This window comes from Sphingomonas sp. Leaf412 (genome assembly GCF_001425405.1).
In the GTDB taxonomy this organism is placed as follows: Bacteria; Pseudomonadota; Alphaproteobacteria; order Sphingomonadales; family Sphingomonadaceae; genus Sphingomonas.
The window spans coordinates 1,017,435-1,035,014 of sequence record NZ_LMQP01000003.1; the positions used below are offsets into that span (position 1 = coordinate 1,017,435).

Here is a 17,580-nt window from a genome sequence, read left to right on the forward strand (position 1 = left end):
GCCGGGGAGGATTGCCTGTGAGCACCACCCTCCTCGACCTCCCCTCGACGCGCGCCGAGGCATGGCGCTGGGCGGATCTCGGCGGACTGACCGCGGCGGCGGCACTGGGGCCGATCGCGGCGCCGGCGCATGACTTCCTCGACCTGCCCGGCGCGCGCCTGCTGTTCGTCGACGGCGTCCTCGACGACGCGCGCAGCGACCTCGGCCGCGTCGCGCTGACCGACCTCGCCACAACCGACCATGCGCTCGGTCGCCGTACCGCCGGGCGCGGCTGGCGACTGTCGCTCGATGCGCAGGCCGCCGCCGATCCGGTCCAGATCGTCCACGTCGCCACCGCGGCGGAGAACCACGTGCCCGCCGAAATCGTCCTCGCCGACGACGCCGTCGCGCAGGTCGTGGAGACGTTCGTCGGCGCGGGCTGGCAGAACCGCTTCACGCGGACCCGCCTCGGCAAGGGCGCGCGCCTCATGCGCAGCGTCCGCCTGCTCCAGTCCGCCGGCTTCGTCTCGCTGCGCGAGGAAGCGGAGGTGGGTCAGACCGCCAGTCTCGTCACGATCTTCCTCGGCGCGGGCGCGCAGGGGAGCCGGATCGACGCGCAGCTGACGATGGCGGGGCAGGGGGCGTTCGTCGAATATGGCGGCGCACTGCTGACCCGCGAAGAGCAGAAGCAGGAATGCGCGGTACGCGTGAACCACGCGATGCCCGACGGCGCCTCGCGGCAATTGTGGCGCGCGGTCGCGGCGGACCGGTCGCAAGCCAGCCTCGCCGCCGCCGTGGAGGTCGCGCGCGACGCGCAGAAGACCGACGGCGTGCAGTCGCTCCGCGGCCTGCTGCTGGCCCGGACCGCGACGATCAACCTGAAGCCCGAGCTGGAAATCTTCGCCGACGACGTGAAGTGCGCGCACGGCGCGACGGTCGGTGAACTGGACCAGCGTGCGATGTTCTACATGGCCTCGCGCGGCATCCCGACGCAGCGGGCGCAGGCGATCCTGACCCGCGCCTTCGTCGCCGATGCGCTGGAACGGATCGGCGACGACACCGTCCGCGCCGCATTCGAAGCGGATGCGGACGCCTGGCTGGAGAGGGCCTCATGAGCGCTGTCCTACATGGCCGCGATATGCCAGCGTCCTGCCCCATGCCGCATCGCCACGCCGTCGCCGCCCGCATCCCGTCGATGCGGTCGCTGCGGGGGAGTCTCCGTTCGCGACGTGGTGTGAGCTTTGTGAACTTCCGCGGTGCCGACTCGGGGGTGCGGGCATGAGCGTGTCCGCTCTCGCGCCGCGACCGGATCAGGCGCTCGACCGTGTCGCCGATTTCCCCGCCATTCCGGCAGGCTGGGCCTATCTCGACACCGCAGCCACGTCGCAGAAGCCGCAGCCGGTGATCGATGCGATCGCGCGCGGCTACGACACCACCTACGCCACCGTCCACCGCGGGGTGTACCAGCGCTCGGCCGACATGACCGTCGCGTACGAGGCCGCGCGCGCCGCGGTCGCGCGGTTCATCGGCGGCAAGCCCGACGAATGCGTGTTCGTCCGCGGCGCGACGGAGGGGATCAACCTCGTCGCGCAATGCTGGGCCGCGACGCAGCTGAAGGCGGGCGACCGCATCCTGCTCAGCCAGCTCGAGCATCACAGCAACATCGTCCCGTGGCAGATGGTGGCGGAGCGCGTCGGTGCCGCGATCGACGTCCTGCCGCTGACCGACGATCATCGCATCGATCTCGACGCGATGCAGCGGATGATCCGGCCCGAACACCGGATGGTCGCGCTGTGCCACGTCTCGAACGTCCTGGGCTCCGTCCTCGATGCGAAGCGCGCGAGCGAGATCGCGCATTCGGTCGGTGCGACGATCCTGATCGACGGGTGCCAGGCGGTGCCGCGGCTGCCCGTCGACGTGGCGGACATCGATTGCGACTTCTACGTCTTCTCGGGCCACAAACTGTACGGCCCCACCGGCATCGGAATATTGTGGGGCAGGGCCGACCTGCTGGAGCAAATGCCGCCGTATCAGGGCGGCGGCTCGATGATCGACCGCGTCAGTTTCGGGAAGACGACCTACGCCCCCCCGCCGACGCGGTTCGAGGCGGGGACGCCGCACATCGTCGGCGCGCTGGGGCTCCATGCCGCGATCGACTATGTCGAATCGATCGGCGTCGCGCGCATCCACGCGCATGAAACCGCGCTGGTGACCCGCACGCGCGACGCGCTGTCGCGGATCAATTCGGTGCGCGTGCTGGGGCCGGCGGACAGTGCGGGCATCGTGTCGTTCGTGATGGAGGGGGTGCATCCGCACGACATCGGCACCATCTTGGACGAAAGCCGGGTCGCGATCCGCGCCGGGCATCATTGCGCGCAACCGCTGATGGCCGCGCTGGGGGTCGAGGCGACCGCCCGCGCCAGCTTCGGCGTCTACAACGGCCCGGCCGACGTGGATGCGCTGGTGGCGGGGCTGGAGAGAGTGAGCAGGATCTTCGCATGAGCAGTTTCGAGACCGAGGAAGTCGAATCCGTCCCCACGCCGCCGCGCGCCCGCGCGAGCGACGCGCCGAACCCGACCGAAAGCTTCGAGCGCAAGCGCGACTATCTGGCCGGATTCCTGGCGCAGAAGCCTGCGGGCGACAGCCCCCACGCGCCGGGCGGGGCGATCTATGAAAGCGTCATCGATGCGCTGAAGGACATTTTCGATCCCGAGATTCCGGTCAACATCTACGACCTGGGCCTGATCTACGGCGTCGACGTGTCGCCCGACGGCCATGCGACCGTGACGATGACATTGACCACGCCGCATTGCCCGGTCGCCGAATCGATGCCCGCCGAGGTGGAGATGCGCGTCGCCGCGGTGCCGGGCATCGCCTTCGCCGACGTGAACCTCGTCTGGGACCCGCCATGGGATCCGCAGAAGATGAGCGACGACGCGAAGCTCGAACTGGGGATGTTGTGATGGCCACGACGCTGCGCCAGCGCCCCGCCGCGCTGAACCTCACTCCCTCGGCGCATGCGCGCATCGCGGACCTGATGGCGCGTGCGCCTGCGGATGCGATCGGCGTGAAGCTGTCGACGCCGAAGCGCGGCTGCTCGGGCCTCGCCTATTCGGTCGATTACGTGACGGAGGCGGTGGCCTTCGACGAAAGGATCGAGACGCCCGGTGGCACTTTGTACGTGGACGGCGGGTCGATCCTGTACCTGATCGGTTCGACGATGGACTGGGTGGAGGACGATTTCACCGCCGGCTTCGTCTTCGCCAATCCCAATGCGAAGGGCGCGTGCGGCTGCGGGGAGAGTTTCACGGTCTGACGCGGCCACGCATACGTATCCACAGGTGACAAGCCGCCCATAGCCGCTACGCTCCTTCCCGGAACCCAGCGGAAGGGACTTACTTGCACGCCATCGTCGCGAAACCGAATGCGGATCGCCGCAGTCTCCTCGCCAATGCCATCGTGGACACGCTGGTCCACCGCATCGGCAAGGACGAGCAGGCGGCGCGCCCGCACGACTGGCTCGCCGCGACCATCCTGACCGTCCGGAACGAGATCATCGAGCGGTGGATGGAATCGACGAAGGCCGCGCATGCCGCTGGGGCGAAGCGGGTCTATTACCTCAGCCTCGAATTCCTGATCGGCCGCCTGCTCCGCGATACGCTGTCGAACCTCCAGAAGACCGGCGAGATCGCCGACGCGCTGGCCGAACTGGGCGTGTCGCTGGCGGAGATCGAGGAGATCGAGCCCGACGCGGCGCTCGGCAACGGCGGCCTGGGGCGGCTGGCGGCCTGCTTCATGGAAAGCCTCGCGACGCTGGACCTGCCCGCCTACGGCTACGGCATCCGCTACGTGAACGGCATGTTCCGGCAACGGATCGACGACGGCTGGCAGGTCGAACTGCCCGAAACGTGGCTGGCGCACGGCAATCCGTGGGAATTCGAACGCCGCGAAAGCGCCTATTTCATCGGCTTCGGCGGCGAGGTGACCGGCGACGAACAGGGCCGCATCCACTGGAAACCGGGTGAAGCGGTGGAGGCGGTCGCCTACGACACGCCCGTCGTCGGCTGGCGGGCGAAGCGCGTCAACACGCTCCGCCTGTGGAGCGCACGCGCCTTCGATCCCATCAAGCTCGACAAGTTCAACGCCGGCGACCACGTCGGCGCGCTGGCGGCGGAGACGCGGGCCGACACGCTGGTGCGCGTCCTCTACCCCAACGATTCCAACCCGTCCGGACAGGAATTGCGGCTGCGACAGGAATATTTCTTCAGCAGCGCCTCGATCCAGGACATCGTCCGCCGCCACATCCAGTATGACGGCGACATCCGCACGTTGCCGACCAAGGCCGCGATCCAGTTGAACGACACGCATCCCGCGGTGTCGGTCGCGGAACTGATGCGCCTGCTGATGGACCACCACGACCTCGGCTTCGACGAGGCATGGGACGTGACGCGCGCCACCTTCGGCTACACCAACCACACGTTGCTACCCGAGGCATTGGAAAGCTGGCCGCTGCCGCTGTTCGAACGGTTGCTGCCGCGGCACATGCAGTTGGTCTATGCCATCAACGCGAAGCTGCTGCGCGAGGCGCGGAAGGTGGACGGCATCGACGACGCCGCGATCTCCGCGATCAGTTTGATCGACGAGGGCGGGGAGCGGCGCGTGCGGATGGCGAACCTGGCCTTCGCCGGATCGCACAGCGTCAACGGCGTCGCGGCGCTGCACACCGATTTGATGAAGCAGACGGTGTTCGCGGATTTCCACCGCCTGTACCCCGACCGGATCAACAACAAAACGAACGGCATCACCCCGCGTCGCTGGCTGCTGGAATGCAATCCCGGCCTGTGCGCGCTGATCCGCGACGGCATCGGCGACGGATTCCAGGACGATGCGACGAAGCTGTCCGCGCTGATCCCGCTGGCGGAGGATGCCGGCTTTCGCGACCGCTTCGCCGCGGTGAAGCGCACGAACAAGGTCGCGCTGGCGACGCACCTGCGCGACGTGATGGGCCTGCGGCTCGATCCCGACGCGATCTTCGACGTGCAGATCAAGCGCATCCACGAATACAAGCGGCAGCTGCTGAACCTGATCGAAACGGTCGTGCTGTACGACCAGATCCGCAATCATCCCGAACGCGAATGGACGCCGCGGGTGAAGCTGTTCGCCGGGAAAGCCGCGTCGAGCTATCACAATGCGAAGCTGGTCATCAAACTGGCGAACGACATCGCGCGGCGGGTGAATGCGGACCCGGCGATCGGCGGCCTGCTGAAGGTCGCGTTCGTGCCCAATTACAACGTCAGCCTGGCGGAGCGGATGGTCCCGGCCGCGGACCTCAGCGAACAGATCAGCACCGCGGGGATGGAGGCGTCCGGCACGGGCAACATGAAGTTCGCACTGAACGGCGCGCTGACGATCGGCACGCTCGACGGCGCGAACGTGGAGATCAAGGAGCATGTCGGGGACGCGAACATCGCGATCTTCGGCCTGACCGCGGACGAGGTCGCGGCGAAGCGGGCGGGCGGATACGATCCGCGTGCCACGATCGAGGCGTCGCGGGACCTGAAACAGGCGTTGAACGCCATCGCCTCGGGCGTGTTCTCCCCCGACGATCCCGATCGCTACAAGGGGCTGGTGCAGGGCCTGTACGACCACGACTGGTTCATGGTCGCCGCCGATTTCGACGCCTATGCCGCCGCGCAGCGCGGGATCGACGCGCGCTGGGCGGATCGCGCCGGCTGGGGCCGGTCCGCGATCCTCAACACCGCCAACGTCGGCTGGTTCTCCTCCGACCGCACGATCGGCGAATATGCCCGCGAGATCTGGGGCGTGATGTGACGCCGCCCGCGGCGGCGATCGCCTCGTTGCTGGAGGGACGCAACGCCGATCCCTTCGCCCTGCTGGGGGCGTTCCCCGGGCCGGGCGGCACGTTCGCGCGCACGTGGATCCCCGGCGCGGAGCATGTCGCCGCCTTCACGCTCGGCGACGTTGCGCTCGGTGATCTGTCCGCGACGGGCGACGGTCTGTTCGAAGGCGTGATCGACGGCCCGCCGCAACCGCTGCGCTATCGCGCCCGCGCGATGGGAACCGAATGGTGGGTCACCGATCCGTACAGCTTCGGCCCCGTGCTGGGGCCGGTCGACGATTTGTTGATGGGGGAGGGGACGCACCGCCGCCTGTACGACAAGATGGGCGCGCACGCGATCCGGCACGACGGCGCGGACGGCACGCATTTCGCGGTCTGGGCCCCCAATGCGCAGCGCGTGGCGGTCGTGGGCGACTTCAACGACTGGGACCCGCGCCGCCACGGCATGCGCCATCGCGCGGACACGGGCGTGTGGGAGATCTTCCTTCCCGACGTCGGACCCGGCCGCGCGTACAAATATCACATCGTCGGCGCGGACGGCGCGGCGCAGCCGCTGAAGGGCGATCCCTTCGCCTTTGCCACCGAATTGCGCCCCGCCACCGCCTCGATCACCACCGCGCCGCCGGTCCACGAATGGGGCGACGACGGGCATCGCGCGCACTGGGCATCGGTCGATCCGCGGCGCGTGCCGATCTCTATTTACGAGGTGCATGCCGGGTCGTGGGATCGCGACGGCGACGGATGGTTCCTGACCTGGGATGCGCTGGCGGACCGGCTGATCCCCTATGTCGTCGGCATGGGCTTCACCCATATCGAATTCCTGCCGATCAGCGAGCATCCGTACGATCCGTCATGGGGCTACCAGACCACCGGCCTGTTCGCGCCGAGCGCGCGGTTCGGCGATCACGAGGGGTTTGCGCGGTTCGTCGACGGCGCGCACCGCGCGGGGATCGGCGTGATCCTCGACTGGGTGCCCGCGCATTTCCCTGTCGACGCCTTCGGCCTCGCGCGGTTCGACGGCACTGCGTTGTACGAGCATGACGATCCGCGACTGGGCTTCCATCCCGACTGGAACACCGCGATCTACAATTTCGGGCGGCGCGAGGTCGCGTCGTTCCTCGTCAACAACGCGCTGTTCTGGGCCGAACGCTATCACGTCGACGCGCTGCGCGTCGATGCGGTCGCGTCGATGCTGTATCGCGACTATTCGCGCAACGCGGGCGAGTGGATCGCGAATGCGGAAGGCGGGCGCGAGAATTGGGAGGCGGCGGACTTCCTGCGCGACACCAACCGCGCCTTGTACGCCAGCAACCCCGGCGTCTTCACGATCGCGGAGGAATCGACCGCCTGGCCCGGCGTCAGCCAGCCCGCGTTCGACGACGGACCGCGGACGAACCTGGGTTTCGGGTTCAAGTGGAACATGGGCTGGATGCACGACACGCTCCAGTACATGGCCAGGGAGCCGGTACATCGACGGCATCATCACGACGCCATCACCTTCGGGCTGATGTACGCCTATAGCGAGAATTTCGTCCTGCCGCTCAGCCACGACGAGGTCGTGCACGGCAAGGGATCGCTGCTCGCCAAGATGTCGGGCGACGACTGGCAGCAGTTCGCGAACCTGCGCGCCTATTATGCGATGATGTGGGGCTATCCCGGCAAGAAGCTGCTGTTCATGGGGCAGGAATTTGCGCAGCGGCGCGAATGGAGCGAGGAGCGCGCGCTCGACTGGAGCCTGCTGCATTCGCACGCGCACGACGGGGTGCGCAAACTGGTCCGCGACCTGAACCGCCTGTATCGCGAGATCCCTGCGCTCCACGCGCGCGATTGCGAGCCGGACGGGTTCGAATGGCTGGTGGCCGACGATGCCGAAAATTCCGTCTTCGCCTGGCTGCGAAAGGCGCCCGGGGTCCCGCCGGTCGCGATCGTGGCGAATATGACGCCGGTCGCGCGCGTCCCCTATCGCCTACCGCTGCCGCATGACGGTCGCTGGCGCGAGATCCTGAATTCCGACGCGCACGATTACTGGGGATCGGGGCTCGGCAACCTCGGCGGCGTCGTCGCGCGCGGCGGCGGGGCGGACGTGACGCTGCCGCCGCTGGCGACGGTGATGCTGGAATATGACGGCTAGAGAAGGCCGCAACGGGCGAAGTGGAGAGGACGGATATGGTGGATCATCGCAGGGGACAACCGCTGGCGCGCGACGCCATGGCCTATGTCCTCGCCGGGGGGCGGGGAAGCCGGTTGTTCGAGATGACCGATACGCGCGCGAAGCCCGCGGTCTATTTCGGGGGGAAGAGCCGCATCATCGATTTCGCGCTGTCCAACGCGATCAATTCGGGCATCCGTCGCATCGGCGTGGCGACGCAATACAAGGCGCACAGCCTGATCCGCCACCTCCAGCGCGGATGGAACTTCCTGCGCCCGGAGCGCAACGAAAGCTTCGACATCCTGCCCGCGTCGCAGCGCGTCAGCGAATTCCAGTGGTATGAGGGCACCGCCGACGCGGTGTTCCAGAACATCGACATCATCGAAAGCTACGCGCCGGAATTCATGGTCATCCTGGCGGGCGACCACATCTACAAGATGGATTACGAGATCATGCTCCAGCAGCATGTCGACAGTGGCGCCGACGTCACCGTCGCGTGCATGGAGGTGCCGCGGATGGAGGCGGTCGGGTTCGGCGTGATGCACGTCGACAAAAGCGACCGGATCGTCGATTTCGTCGAGAAGCCCGCCGATCCGCCCGCGATCCCCGGCAATCCCGACGTGGCGTTGGCGAGCCTCGGCATCTACGTCTTCAATACCCGGCTGCTGTTCGACGAATTGCGCCGCGATGCGGATACCGAGGGGTCCAGCCGCGATTTCGGCAAGGATCTGATCCCCCATCTGGTGCAACATGGAAAGGCGCAGGCGCATCGCTTTTCCGCCTCCTGCGTCCGCACCGCGGAGGAGCCCGCCGCCTACTGGCGCGATGTCGGCACGGTCGATGCCTATTGGGAAGCGAACATCGACCTGACCGACGTCGTGCCCGAGCTGGACCTGTACGACCGCACCTGGCCGTTGTGGACCTATTCCGAGATCACGCCGCCCGCGAAGTTCGTCCACGACATCGACGGGCGGCGCGGGTCGGCGGTCGCCAGCCTGGTATCGGGCGACTGCATCATCTCGGGCGCGTCGATCCACCGATCGCTGCTGTCGACCGGGGTGAGGGCGCACAGTTTCGCGATGCTGGACGAGGCGGTGGTGCTGCCGCATTGCCACATCGGGCGCGGATCGCGGTTGCGCCGTGTCGTGCTGGATCGCGGCGTGGTGATCCCCGACGGGTTGGTGGTGGGCGACGATCCGTTGCTGGACGCCAAGCGGTTCCGGCGGACCGACAAGGGCATCTGCCTGATTACGCAACCGATGATCGACCGGCTGGTATGATGGGCGGGAGGAGGAGTTCCTCCCCAAGCAAGTCTGGGGAGGATTTGTCGTGAAAGTCCTGTCCCTCGCATCGGAGGCCTATCCCCTCGTCAAGACCGGGGGGCTTGCCGATGTCGTCGGCGCTCTTCCCGCCGCGCTCGCGGCGCACGGGATCGAGACGACGACGCTGCTGCCCGGCTATCCCGCGGTGCTGAAGACGCTTGGCCGCGCGCGGGTCGTGCATCGCTGGCCGGCGCTGCTCGGCACGCCCGCGCGGTTGCTGGCGGGCAAGCTGGGCGCGCAGCCGCTGCTGGTGCTGGAGGCGCCCGAATTGTTCACGCGCGACGGCGGGCCGTATGTGGCGCCGTCGGGACAGGATTGGCCCGACAACTGGCGCCGCTTCGCCGCGCTGGCGCGGGCGGGGGCGGATCTCGCGTCCGGCGCGGTTGCGGGGCATCGCTACGACGTGCTGCACGCGCACGACTGGCAGGCGGGACTCGCGCCCGCCTATCTGCGCTATGCGCCCGGTCCGGGGCCGGTCGCGAAGAGCGTGGTGACGATCCACAACATCGCGTTCCAAGGCCGCTTCGACGCCGACATCTTTCCCCACCTGGGCCTGCCCGCCGCGGCGTTCGCGATCGACGGAGTCGAATATTACGGCGGGGTGGGCTTCCTGAAGGGCGGGCTCGAAAGCGCGGATGCGATCACGACGGTCAGCCCGACCTACGCGCAGGAGATCCACGCGCCCGAATTCGGCATGGGGCTGGAAGGCCTGATCGCCGCGCGGGCGGATCGCGTGACGGGAATCGTCAACGGTATCGATCCTGCGATCTGGAACCCCGATACCGACGCCGCGCTGCCCGCACGCTATTCGGTGCGCACCCTCCCGCGTCGCGTCGCCAACAAGCGTGCGGTGGAAAGCACGTTCGGCCTCGATCGCGGCGACGGGCCGCTGTTCTGCGTCGTCAGCCGCCTGACGTGGCAGAAGGGGATGGACGTGCTGGCCGATAGTATCGACGCCATCGTCGCGGCGGGCGGGCGACTGGCGGTACTGGGTTCGGGTGACGGCGCGCTGGAACAGGCCTTCTACCTGGCGGGCGAACGCCACGCCGGCAGCGTCGGCGTCCGCATCGGCTATGACGAGCCGCTGTCGCATTTGGTGCAGGGCGGCAGCGACGCGATCCTCATCCCGTCGCGGTTCGAGCCGTGCGGGCTGACGCAATTGTACGGCCTCGCCTATGGCTGCGTGCCCGTGGTCGCGCGCACCGGCGGGCTCGCGGACACGATCATCGATGCCAACGTCGCCGCGATCGATGCCGAGGTGGCGACCGGGGTGCAATTCTCCGCCGTGACCCCCGCGGGCCTGATGGGCGCGATCCATCGGACGATCGCGCTCTATCGTCGCCCGGAACGCTGGTCGGCGATGCAGCGGCGCGGTATGCGGGCCGACTTTTCCTGGGCGAGCAGCGGTGAAGCCTACGCCCGGCTTTATGGGGGATTGCCGTGATCCGCACCGTCGCGACGACGCCGTACGACGACCAGAAACCGGGCACATCGGGCCTGCGCAAGAAGGTCCGCGTGTTCCAGCAGCCGCATTATGCGGAGAATTTCGTTCAGTCGGTGTTCGACGTGGTCGACGGCAGGGACGGCGCGACCCTCGTCATCGGCGGCGACGGCCGTTTCCTGAACCGGTCGGTGATCCAGCGCGCGATCCGCATGGCGGCGGCCAACGGGTTCGGACGCGTGATCGTGGGGCAGGGGGGCATCCTCTCCACGCCCGCGGCGTCACACCTGATCCGCCTGAACGGTGCGATCGGCGGCCTGATCCTGTCCGCCAGCCACAATCCCGGCGGCCCGGACGAGGATTTCGGGATCAAGTACAACATCGCCAACGGCGGCCCCGCGCCGGAGAAGGTGACGGAGGCGATCCACGCCCGGACGCGATCGATCGATCGCTACCTGACGACGGAAGACCCGGACATCGATCTGGATAAGATCGGCGAGGTCCGCGTCGGCGACATGCCGGTGTCGGTGGTCGACCCGGTCGCCGATTATGCCGCGCTGATGGAAACCTTGTTCGACTTCGCCGCGATCCGGGATGCGGGGCTGACCGTCCGGTTCGACGCGATGAGCGCGGTGACCGGTCCCTATGCCCGCGCGATCCTGGTCGAGCGGCTCGGCTTCGCGCCGTCGTCGATCATGAACGGGGAGCCGCTGGAGGATTTCGGCGGGCATCATCCCGATCCCAACCTCGTCCACGCGCACGAATTGCACGCCGCGATGATGGCCCCCGACGCGCCCGATTTCGGTGCCGCGTCGGATGGCGACGGCGACCGCAACCTCATCATCGGGCGGGGGCGGTTCGTCACGCCGAGCGACAGCCTGGCGATGCTGGCCGCCAACGCGCATCTCGCGCCCGGCTATGCGCGAGGGCTAAAGGGGATCGCGCGATCGATGCCGACCAGCGCCGCGGCGGACCGCGTCGCCGATGCGCTGGGTATCCCCGCGTTCGAGACGCCGACCGGATGGAAGTTCTTCGGCAACCTCCTCGACGCCGGCATGGCGACGATCTGCGGCGAGGAAAGCGCGGGCACCGGCAGCGACCATGTGCGCGAGAAGGACGGTCTGTGGGCCGTGCTGCTGTGGCTCAATATCCTCGCGGCGACGGGGAAGAGCGTGGACGCCATCGCCCGCGACCATTGGGCGCGGTTCGGACGCAATTACTACGCGCGCCACGATTACGAGGGCGTGGCGCAGGACGGTGCCGATGCCCTGATGGCGGACCTGCGCGCCGCGCTGCCGACGTTGCCGGGGCGGCGGGTATCCGGCCTGACCGTCGAAGCCGCGGACGATTTCGCCTATCACGATCCCACCGACGGATCGGTCAGCGCGAACCAGGGTATCCGCATCCTGTTCGCGGGCGGCAGCCGCGTCGTCTTCCGCCTGTCCGGGACGGGCACCAGCGGCGCGACGTTGCGCGTCTATCTCGAACGTTATGAACCCGCGGGCGGAACCCTCGACGGCGATACGACCGAGCGGTTGTTCGACATCGCCGCCGCGGCGGAGGAACTGGCCGGCATCCGCCGCCACACGGGACGCGACGCGCCCGATGTCGTGACGTGACCGCCTTTTCCGTGCGCAGCCCGTCCGCGCGCGAGGTTCGGCTGTGCCTGTTCAACGGTGACGACGAGCGGCAGGTCGCGATGGCGCTGGACGGCGCATGGTGGCATGCCGACGTGGCGGCGGCGGGCGAGGGGACGCGCTACGGCTTCCGCACCGACCTTGCCCCGGGCAAGCTGCTGGTCGATCCCCACGCGGTCGAGCTAGACCGGCCGTTCCGTTGGGACGCGCGCCTGTCGGAAGCGGGCGTCGAGACGGCGGATCTGGTGCCCAAGGCCGTCGTCACGCCGCGCCTCCCCGATCTCGACGAGCCCGTCATGTTCCGCGACGGCGGCCTGATATACGAGGTCAACGTCCGCGGTTTCACGATGTGTCATCCCGACGTGCCCGCGGCACAGCGCGGTACGATCGCCGCGCTGGCGCATCCGGCGGTGGTCGCGCACCTGAAGAAGGTCGGCGTCGCGGCGGTGGAGTTGATGCCGGTCACGGCGTGGATCGACGAACGGCACCTGCCGCCTCTGGGGCTGTCGAACGCATGGGGCTACAACCCCGTCGTGCCGATGGCACTCGATCCGCGGCTGGCGCCCGGTGGGGTGCGCGAACTGCGCGACACGGTTGCGGCGCTGCGCCGCGAAGGGATCGGCGTCATCCTCGACCTGGTGCTCAACCACACGGGGGAGAGCGACCTTCTCGGACCGACCCTGTCGTTCCGCGGGCTGGACCCCGCCGCCTACGCCCATGAAGCCGACGGCACATTGTCGAACGTCGCGGGCACGGGGAATACGCTCGACTTCGCGAACCCCGCAGTGCGCGATCTCGCGCTCGCAACGCTGCGGCATTTCGTGACGCAATGCGGGGTCGATGGCTTCCGCTTCGACCTTGCCCCCGTCCTTGCGCGCGGGCCGGCTTTTTCGCCCCACGCGCCGTTCCTTGCCGCGATCGCGGACGATCCCCTGCTGTCAACGCGGGTGATGATCGCGGAGCCGTGGGATTGCTCGGGCTATCACCTGGGGCAGTTCCCGCCGACGTGGCTGGAGTGGAACGACCGTTACCGCGACGACGTCCGCCGCTTCTGGCGCGGGGACGGCGACGCGGGGGCGCTGGCGACGCGATTGTCGGGCTCGAGCGACGTGTTCGGTCCGGATCGCACGCGCTCGGTCAGCTTCGTCGCCGCGCACGACGGCTTCACGCTGGCCGACATGGTCGCCCACGCCGACCGGCACAATCACGCCAACGGCGAAAGCAATCGCGACGGCCATCATGGCGAACTCAGCTGGAACAACGGCATCGAAGGCCCGACCGACGACGGGGGCGTGATCGCCGCGCGCGCCGCCGATGTCCGTGCCCTGCTCGCCACGCTGTACGCGACGCGCGGCACGATCATGCTGACCGCGGGCGACGAGTTCGGACGGACGCAGGCCGGAAACAACAACGCCTATGCGCAGGACAACGCCACGACATGGCTGGACTGGCGCGCGCGCGACCGTGGGCAGGAGGACTACGTCGCCGGTCTGGCGGCGACGCGCAGGGAAGCGGGGCTGGCGGACCCGGCCATTCGCCACGATGCGCAGTGGTTCCGTCTGGACGGCGCGCCGATGGCCGATGCGGATTGGGATAACGCCGGAGGATTCGAAATGCGCGCGCAGGGCGTGTCGATCCGTGTCGATCGGACGCGGCGGTCGGTGGCGATCGAGGGGGTGGAGCGGGTGAAGGGAATCGAACCCTCGTCGTAAGCTTGGGAAGGCAATATCGTCCCGGAGAATCCGCAGAAAAGCGTCGATCTGTGCGCTAGTAAAGGGGCTGTATGTGCTGAACATATGCGGAACATGGGCGGGTTTTACCGCAGGTTTACCGCAGGCTTTCGACGCCTCTTCCCGCTACGCGCCGACTGATTTCAATCCGGTGGTCACCACCCGGTGACACCTGCCGAAAACAAAACTAAGGTGCTTCGACAGCGTGGACCGCGCAGTAGAAGGGGTGCTGAAGCAGATGATCTTTGGGCGGAGAGCGGATTACCGGGCAATTTTTGCATCTTCAGAAGAGACGCGGAGGCATCTTTATGGGAATCCTGAGAAAACAGGGGCTATCCTGTCTAGTGAGGAATTCCTTTCAGCGGTTAGCGAAAGCCCTCATCAACAGCGAGTGGAGATGATAATTCGGCAAGAGGCTTTGAAGGGGGATAAGGCTTCTTTGCTCTACATGATAAACCTGCTTGGTATATTTTACGCCCATGTGAGCGAGAATGAGCCAAATAGGGATCGTCGCAACCAGATCTCGAAGAGCATACTCGCGGATCGAGTGCAATTCTGCGAAAAAGCAATCGGTCGGGGCATGAAGGATCAGGCGTATTATGGCATGTCTTCAAGCGTAGCTTTGCATCAGATTGCTTTGTCGGAAGGCCCGGAGAGCGATGTTGGGACGCTTAAGGTCCTAGAGGACATCGTGAGGTTTGGAGATACGTTCCTAACGTCAGGCTATAATGATCGAGAGCTTTTACAAGAAGTTAAGGAATCGTTAGACCACTGGCGACCCATTGCGAAATTGGCTGGCCAGGTTTGTCGACCCTAGATAATCTATCGGCCAAAACCTCGCCGCGACATGAGGTTTCGCATAGCTTCCATCTCGGCAACAGACTCTGAGGCGGTTATCCGGACCGCCTCGGGACCTTTGGCACCCATCGCCTGTCGGACTAGCGGCGACGCTTGAACCCATTTGGTCGCATAATCGCGGATCGGTTCGAGCATCTTTTCGACTTGAGCAATCATGCCATCAAGCCGCTCCCGCAGCTTCCTGAGCGACGCGCGTTCCTCTTCGACCGCTTGGACCATCTCCGCCGCACGTCGATGCTCCGCCTGCACCTCCAGTCTGGCGGTGTTGGTTGCGTCCTCCTTCCGCCGGAGGATTTCTTCGCGCATTACGACCAGCTCGCGCGCTTCCTTGGCTTCCTTGTCCGCCAGCGCCTTCACCTTGGCGGCGTATTCGAGCGCCTCGCTCCTGATGCGGTCGGCTTCTACGGTGGCCTGTTGCGTCACGTCGATCTGCCTCATGAACTCACTCCCCAGTTTCTCGGACAGGAAGGCTTGTTCGTCCTGCCATTGCTTCAGCGGCTTGTGCTGCGTCGTGCCAGCCGGGCGGTCCTGTCCGCGCACCAGGCCAAAGGCACCCATGCGGTTTGCATAGGCTGTCACGATCGACTTCATGGCGCTCGGTCCCGGCAGCACCTTTTCGGTCGAGAGACGCCAAGCGGCACGACCGGCATCCGTTCCCTTCTCCCGCCCATCTCGCCGGAACTGCGCGGGGACGATCAGTGCATGGACATGAGGCGATGCCTCGTCCTGGTGGAGCACCACGGACGCGACCAGGTGTTTGCCGAACCGCGCTTCCAGATAGGCGAGTTGTTCCGCCTTCCATGCCTGGATCACGGCGAGAGTGTCGCCTGTCGGAACGATCCCAGGGCGCCAACCCTGCGACGCCCACCATTCCGGCGACGCCCCGAGAAAGACTTCGACGGCTACGTTGCCGTTCTTGCGGACCTTGGCGATGCCCAGCCGGTCCATGGCGTTCGTCACGTCCCGCCACGGCTTGTTCGTTCCGACCATGATCTCAACCGGCGGCGCGCTCTTGTCCGCGTTCGGGGTTTCGATCCCGCGCGCGTTGTGCAAGCCCGTCGCGACGAGGTGCCTGCCCGCCTTGATCTTCTGATGTCGAATGATCGCGAACGCCTTCATGACCCACTCCTGCAACGGGTATCATAATACCCGTTACGCGGTGTTATGGGAATCACCCCCTCGGTAATTTTGCGATGCGGAGTTGCGAAGTAACTCCGTCACTCAGGACGGAATTAGGCGAGCCTAATTCCCCTTCGCCGAGGTGGCTGCACCCCCTGGACCCCCGCCAATCGCCCTTGCGGGCGAGCCCCTTGCCCTCCGACGCCCAGCCATGCGGGGCGGCGTCTCCGGGCAAGGCGCAAGGACGGCTGCTACGCGCCAATCATTGAGGCCCGCAACGATGCTCTGACGACGGCCCGAAATCGTTGTTGATATGTTCCGGGATCGCGTCTATATTGACCGTTGCCGCCGAGGGGCATTGTTCCCGGACCTGGTATGTCGCGAGGCGTATCTTGTAGAGCGGTCATTGACCCCAGGCACCAGCAGCCTGCGGAAATCACGTCGCGCTCGCAACACGTAACCGTGGGGCCTCCCGAAGAACGACCGCATCGCGGCACGGGTCGAGGATCAAAGGCGGATCGGCTCTGCGGCGCTTGCGACCGAGAAGAAAAGTTTGGGGGCATTAGACGTCTCCTGCTTATTGGCTGCGTGGGCCAAAGTTCGGGATGACGTCGCCTCTTCTCGGTGACGAACATGTCTCCAATCGCCGAAGCACCGCAAGGTGAACCGACGACGCACGACAGCGGTGGTCGTCGGTCCTCTCTGCGCGATATCCTCCGTAGCCAGATCGCGGCGTTCAAAGCCATGTCCGCGACCATCACTATCGTCCCCTACGCGGACCCAGATTCCGGGCCGAATCCTGATGGGGAGGGCAGCCGATGACCCGGCCCGGCCCCGGTCCCAGCGACCAAGGACCCCCATCCTATAACATGGGGGTCACTTCGCGCGTCCCGTCCCCCTGGAAGGCCAAAGAGGACCAGGAGGATGACCGTCAGGTCACATCCTGCACCTTCGACTGGTATCAGGCAACGCTACCGGGCGATGATCGTCAGACCGGCCCGCAGTATTTCCGGAACGTCTCCGAGATGCTGGCCGATCACCTCAAGCCGTTCCAGTTGCGCCATGTCGATCGCGGCATGTCCGGCTATGAGAAGCGCACCGAGTTCGTGGACAATCGCGGCGGCGTCGAATTGACCATCCTGCACGGTGGCAATCCGAAGCCGAACGTGAGAGCCACCTCTCGACACGCCGCGCCGTTCGCCGAGTTGCTGCGCCGCCTCCAGCCGAATCATCGCGTCACCAGGATCGACGCAGCCGTCGATTTCGCTGGCCCCGACGTGTGGGGCGCGGCGCTGAAGACCTGCCAGTTGGTGATGGATGTGCGCGGCATGGATTCCGGGCTGCTGATGCAGCCCGACAATCCCCAAAAGGGTGCGACCTACTACATGGGGAGCCGCAATTCCCCGGTCATGGCCCGCCTGTATCAGAAGGGCTACGAGCAGCTCGGCAGGTTCCCCGACTGCGGCGCGGACCCGGAATGGGTCC

13 protein-coding genes are annotated in these 17,580 nt (G+C 66.7%); 12 read left to right on the forward strand and 1 reads right to left on the reverse strand.

The genetic code is table 11. From position 1 onward, the window contains the following. Positions 1–17 precede the first annotated feature (17 nt). The 11 genes from ASG29_RS12030 to ASG29_RS16760 all read left to right on the forward strand — a co-directional run bounded on the left by ASG29_RS12030 (position 18) and on the right by ASG29_RS16760 (position 14,935). Positions 18–1,094 carry a SufD family Fe-S cluster assembly protein gene (locus ASG29_RS12030; protein ID WP_055984163.1) on the forward strand — a complete coding sequence of 359 codons (1,077 nt, stop codon included), beginning with the start codon at positions 18–20 and terminating at the stop codon, positions 1,092–1,094. Positions 1,095–1,257: 163 nt separating this feature from the next. Next, positions 1,258–2,481, forward strand: a complete 1,224-nt coding sequence (locus ASG29_RS12035) for an aminotransferase class V-fold PLP-dependent enzyme (RefSeq protein WP_055984165.1) — start codon at positions 1,258–1,260, stop codon at positions 2,479–2,481. Next, a complete protein-coding gene (locus ASG29_RS12040) occupies positions 2,478–2,942 on the forward strand; it encodes an SUF system Fe-S cluster assembly protein (RefSeq protein WP_055984169.1) in 465 nt (154 codons plus the stop codon). The genes ASG29_RS12035 and ASG29_RS12040 overlap by 4 nt, the downstream gene beginning before the upstream one ends. Further along, positions 2,942–3,295 (forward strand): HesB/IscA family protein, encoded by a 354-nt coding sequence (locus tag ASG29_RS12045; RefSeq protein WP_055984171.1) that lies wholly within the window; start codon positions 2,942–2,944, stop codon positions 3,293–3,295. Before ASG29_RS12040 ends, ASG29_RS12045 begins: the two co-directional genes overlap by 1 nt. Positions 3,296–3,378: 83 nt before the next feature. Further along, the gene (locus ASG29_RS12050; protein ID WP_156457992.1) at positions 3,379–5,811 is read left to right on the forward strand and encodes a glycogen/starch/alpha-glucan phosphorylase; all 2,433 of its coding nucleotides are present in this window, start codon (positions 3,379–3,381) and stop codon (positions 5,809–5,811) included. Next, complete coding sequence (gene glgB, locus ASG29_RS12055) at positions 5,808–7,970, forward strand: 1,4-alpha-glucan branching protein GlgB (protein WP_055984175.1); 2,163 nt, start codon at positions 5,808–5,810, stop codon at positions 7,968–7,970. Before ASG29_RS12050 ends, glgB begins: the two co-directional genes overlap by 4 nt. 35 nt (positions 7,971–8,005) lie before the next feature. Further along, positions 8,006–9,268, forward strand: a complete 1,263-nt coding sequence (gene glgC, locus ASG29_RS12060; RefSeq protein ID WP_082515959.1) for a glucose-1-phosphate adenylyltransferase — start codon at positions 8,006–8,008, stop codon at positions 9,266–9,268. Between the two features lie 49 nt (positions 9,269–9,317). Then, a complete protein-coding gene (glgA, locus tag ASG29_RS12065; protein WP_055984179.1) occupies positions 9,318–10,754 on the forward strand; it encodes a glycogen synthase GlgA in 1,437 nt (478 codons plus the stop codon). Next, positions 10,745–12,370: an alpha-D-glucose phosphate-specific phosphoglucomutase gene (locus ASG29_RS12070; RefSeq protein WP_200932518.1), complete on the forward strand. Its 1,626-nt coding sequence runs from the start codon at positions 10,745–10,747 to the stop codon at positions 12,368–12,370. The genes glgA and ASG29_RS12070 overlap by 10 nt, the downstream gene beginning before the upstream one ends. Next, entirely contained in the window at positions 12,367–14,100 is a 1,734-nt protein-coding gene (locus tag ASG29_RS12075) for a glycogen debranching protein (RefSeq protein WP_055984184.1), read from the forward strand. The genes ASG29_RS12070 and ASG29_RS12075 overlap by 4 nt, the downstream gene beginning before the upstream one ends. 223 nt (positions 14,101–14,323) lie before the next feature. Next, positions 14,324–14,935: a hypothetical protein gene (locus tag ASG29_RS16760; protein ID WP_156457993.1), complete on the forward strand. Its 612-nt coding sequence runs from the start codon at positions 14,324–14,326 to the stop codon at positions 14,933–14,935. A 5-nt stretch (positions 14,936–14,940) separates the two neighbouring features. Here the strand turns inward: ASG29_RS16760 and ASG29_RS12080 are convergent, their stop codons facing one another. After that, entirely contained in the window at positions 14,941–16,095 is a 1,155-nt protein-coding gene (locus ASG29_RS12080; RefSeq protein WP_162242971.1) for a plasmid recombination protein, read from the reverse strand. Positions 16,096–16,913: 818 nt separating this feature from the next. Between ASG29_RS12080 and ASG29_RS17070 the strand changes: the two genes are divergently transcribed. Then, on the forward strand, positions 16,914–17,580 hold a 667-nt coding region (locus ASG29_RS17070), incomplete at its 3' end, for a replication initiation factor domain-containing protein (protein WP_235532892.1).

What these genes read in the sequence shown, in the direction of transcription:
- ASG29_RS12035 (WP_055984165.1), top strand. Translation starts at nt 1,258, where the DNA reads ATGAGCGTGTCCGCTCTCGCGCCGCGACCGGATCAGGCGCTCGACCGT.
- ASG29_RS12040 (WP_055984169.1), top strand. Translation starts at nt 2,478, where the DNA reads ATGAGCAGTTTCGAGACCGAGGAAGTCGAATCCGTCCCCACGCCGCCG.
- ASG29_RS12045 (WP_055984171.1), top strand. Translation starts at nt 2,942, where the DNA reads ATGGCCACGACGCTGCGCCAGCGCCCCGCCGCGCTGAACCTCACTCCC.
- glgC (WP_082515959.1), top strand. Translation starts at nt 8,006, where the DNA reads ATGGTGGATCATCGCAGGGGACAACCGCTGGCGCGCGACGCCATGGCC.
- ASG29_RS12080 (WP_162242971.1), bottom strand. Translation starts at nt 16,095, where the DNA reads ATGAAGGCGTTCGCGATCATTCGACATCAGAAGATCAAGGCGGGCAGG.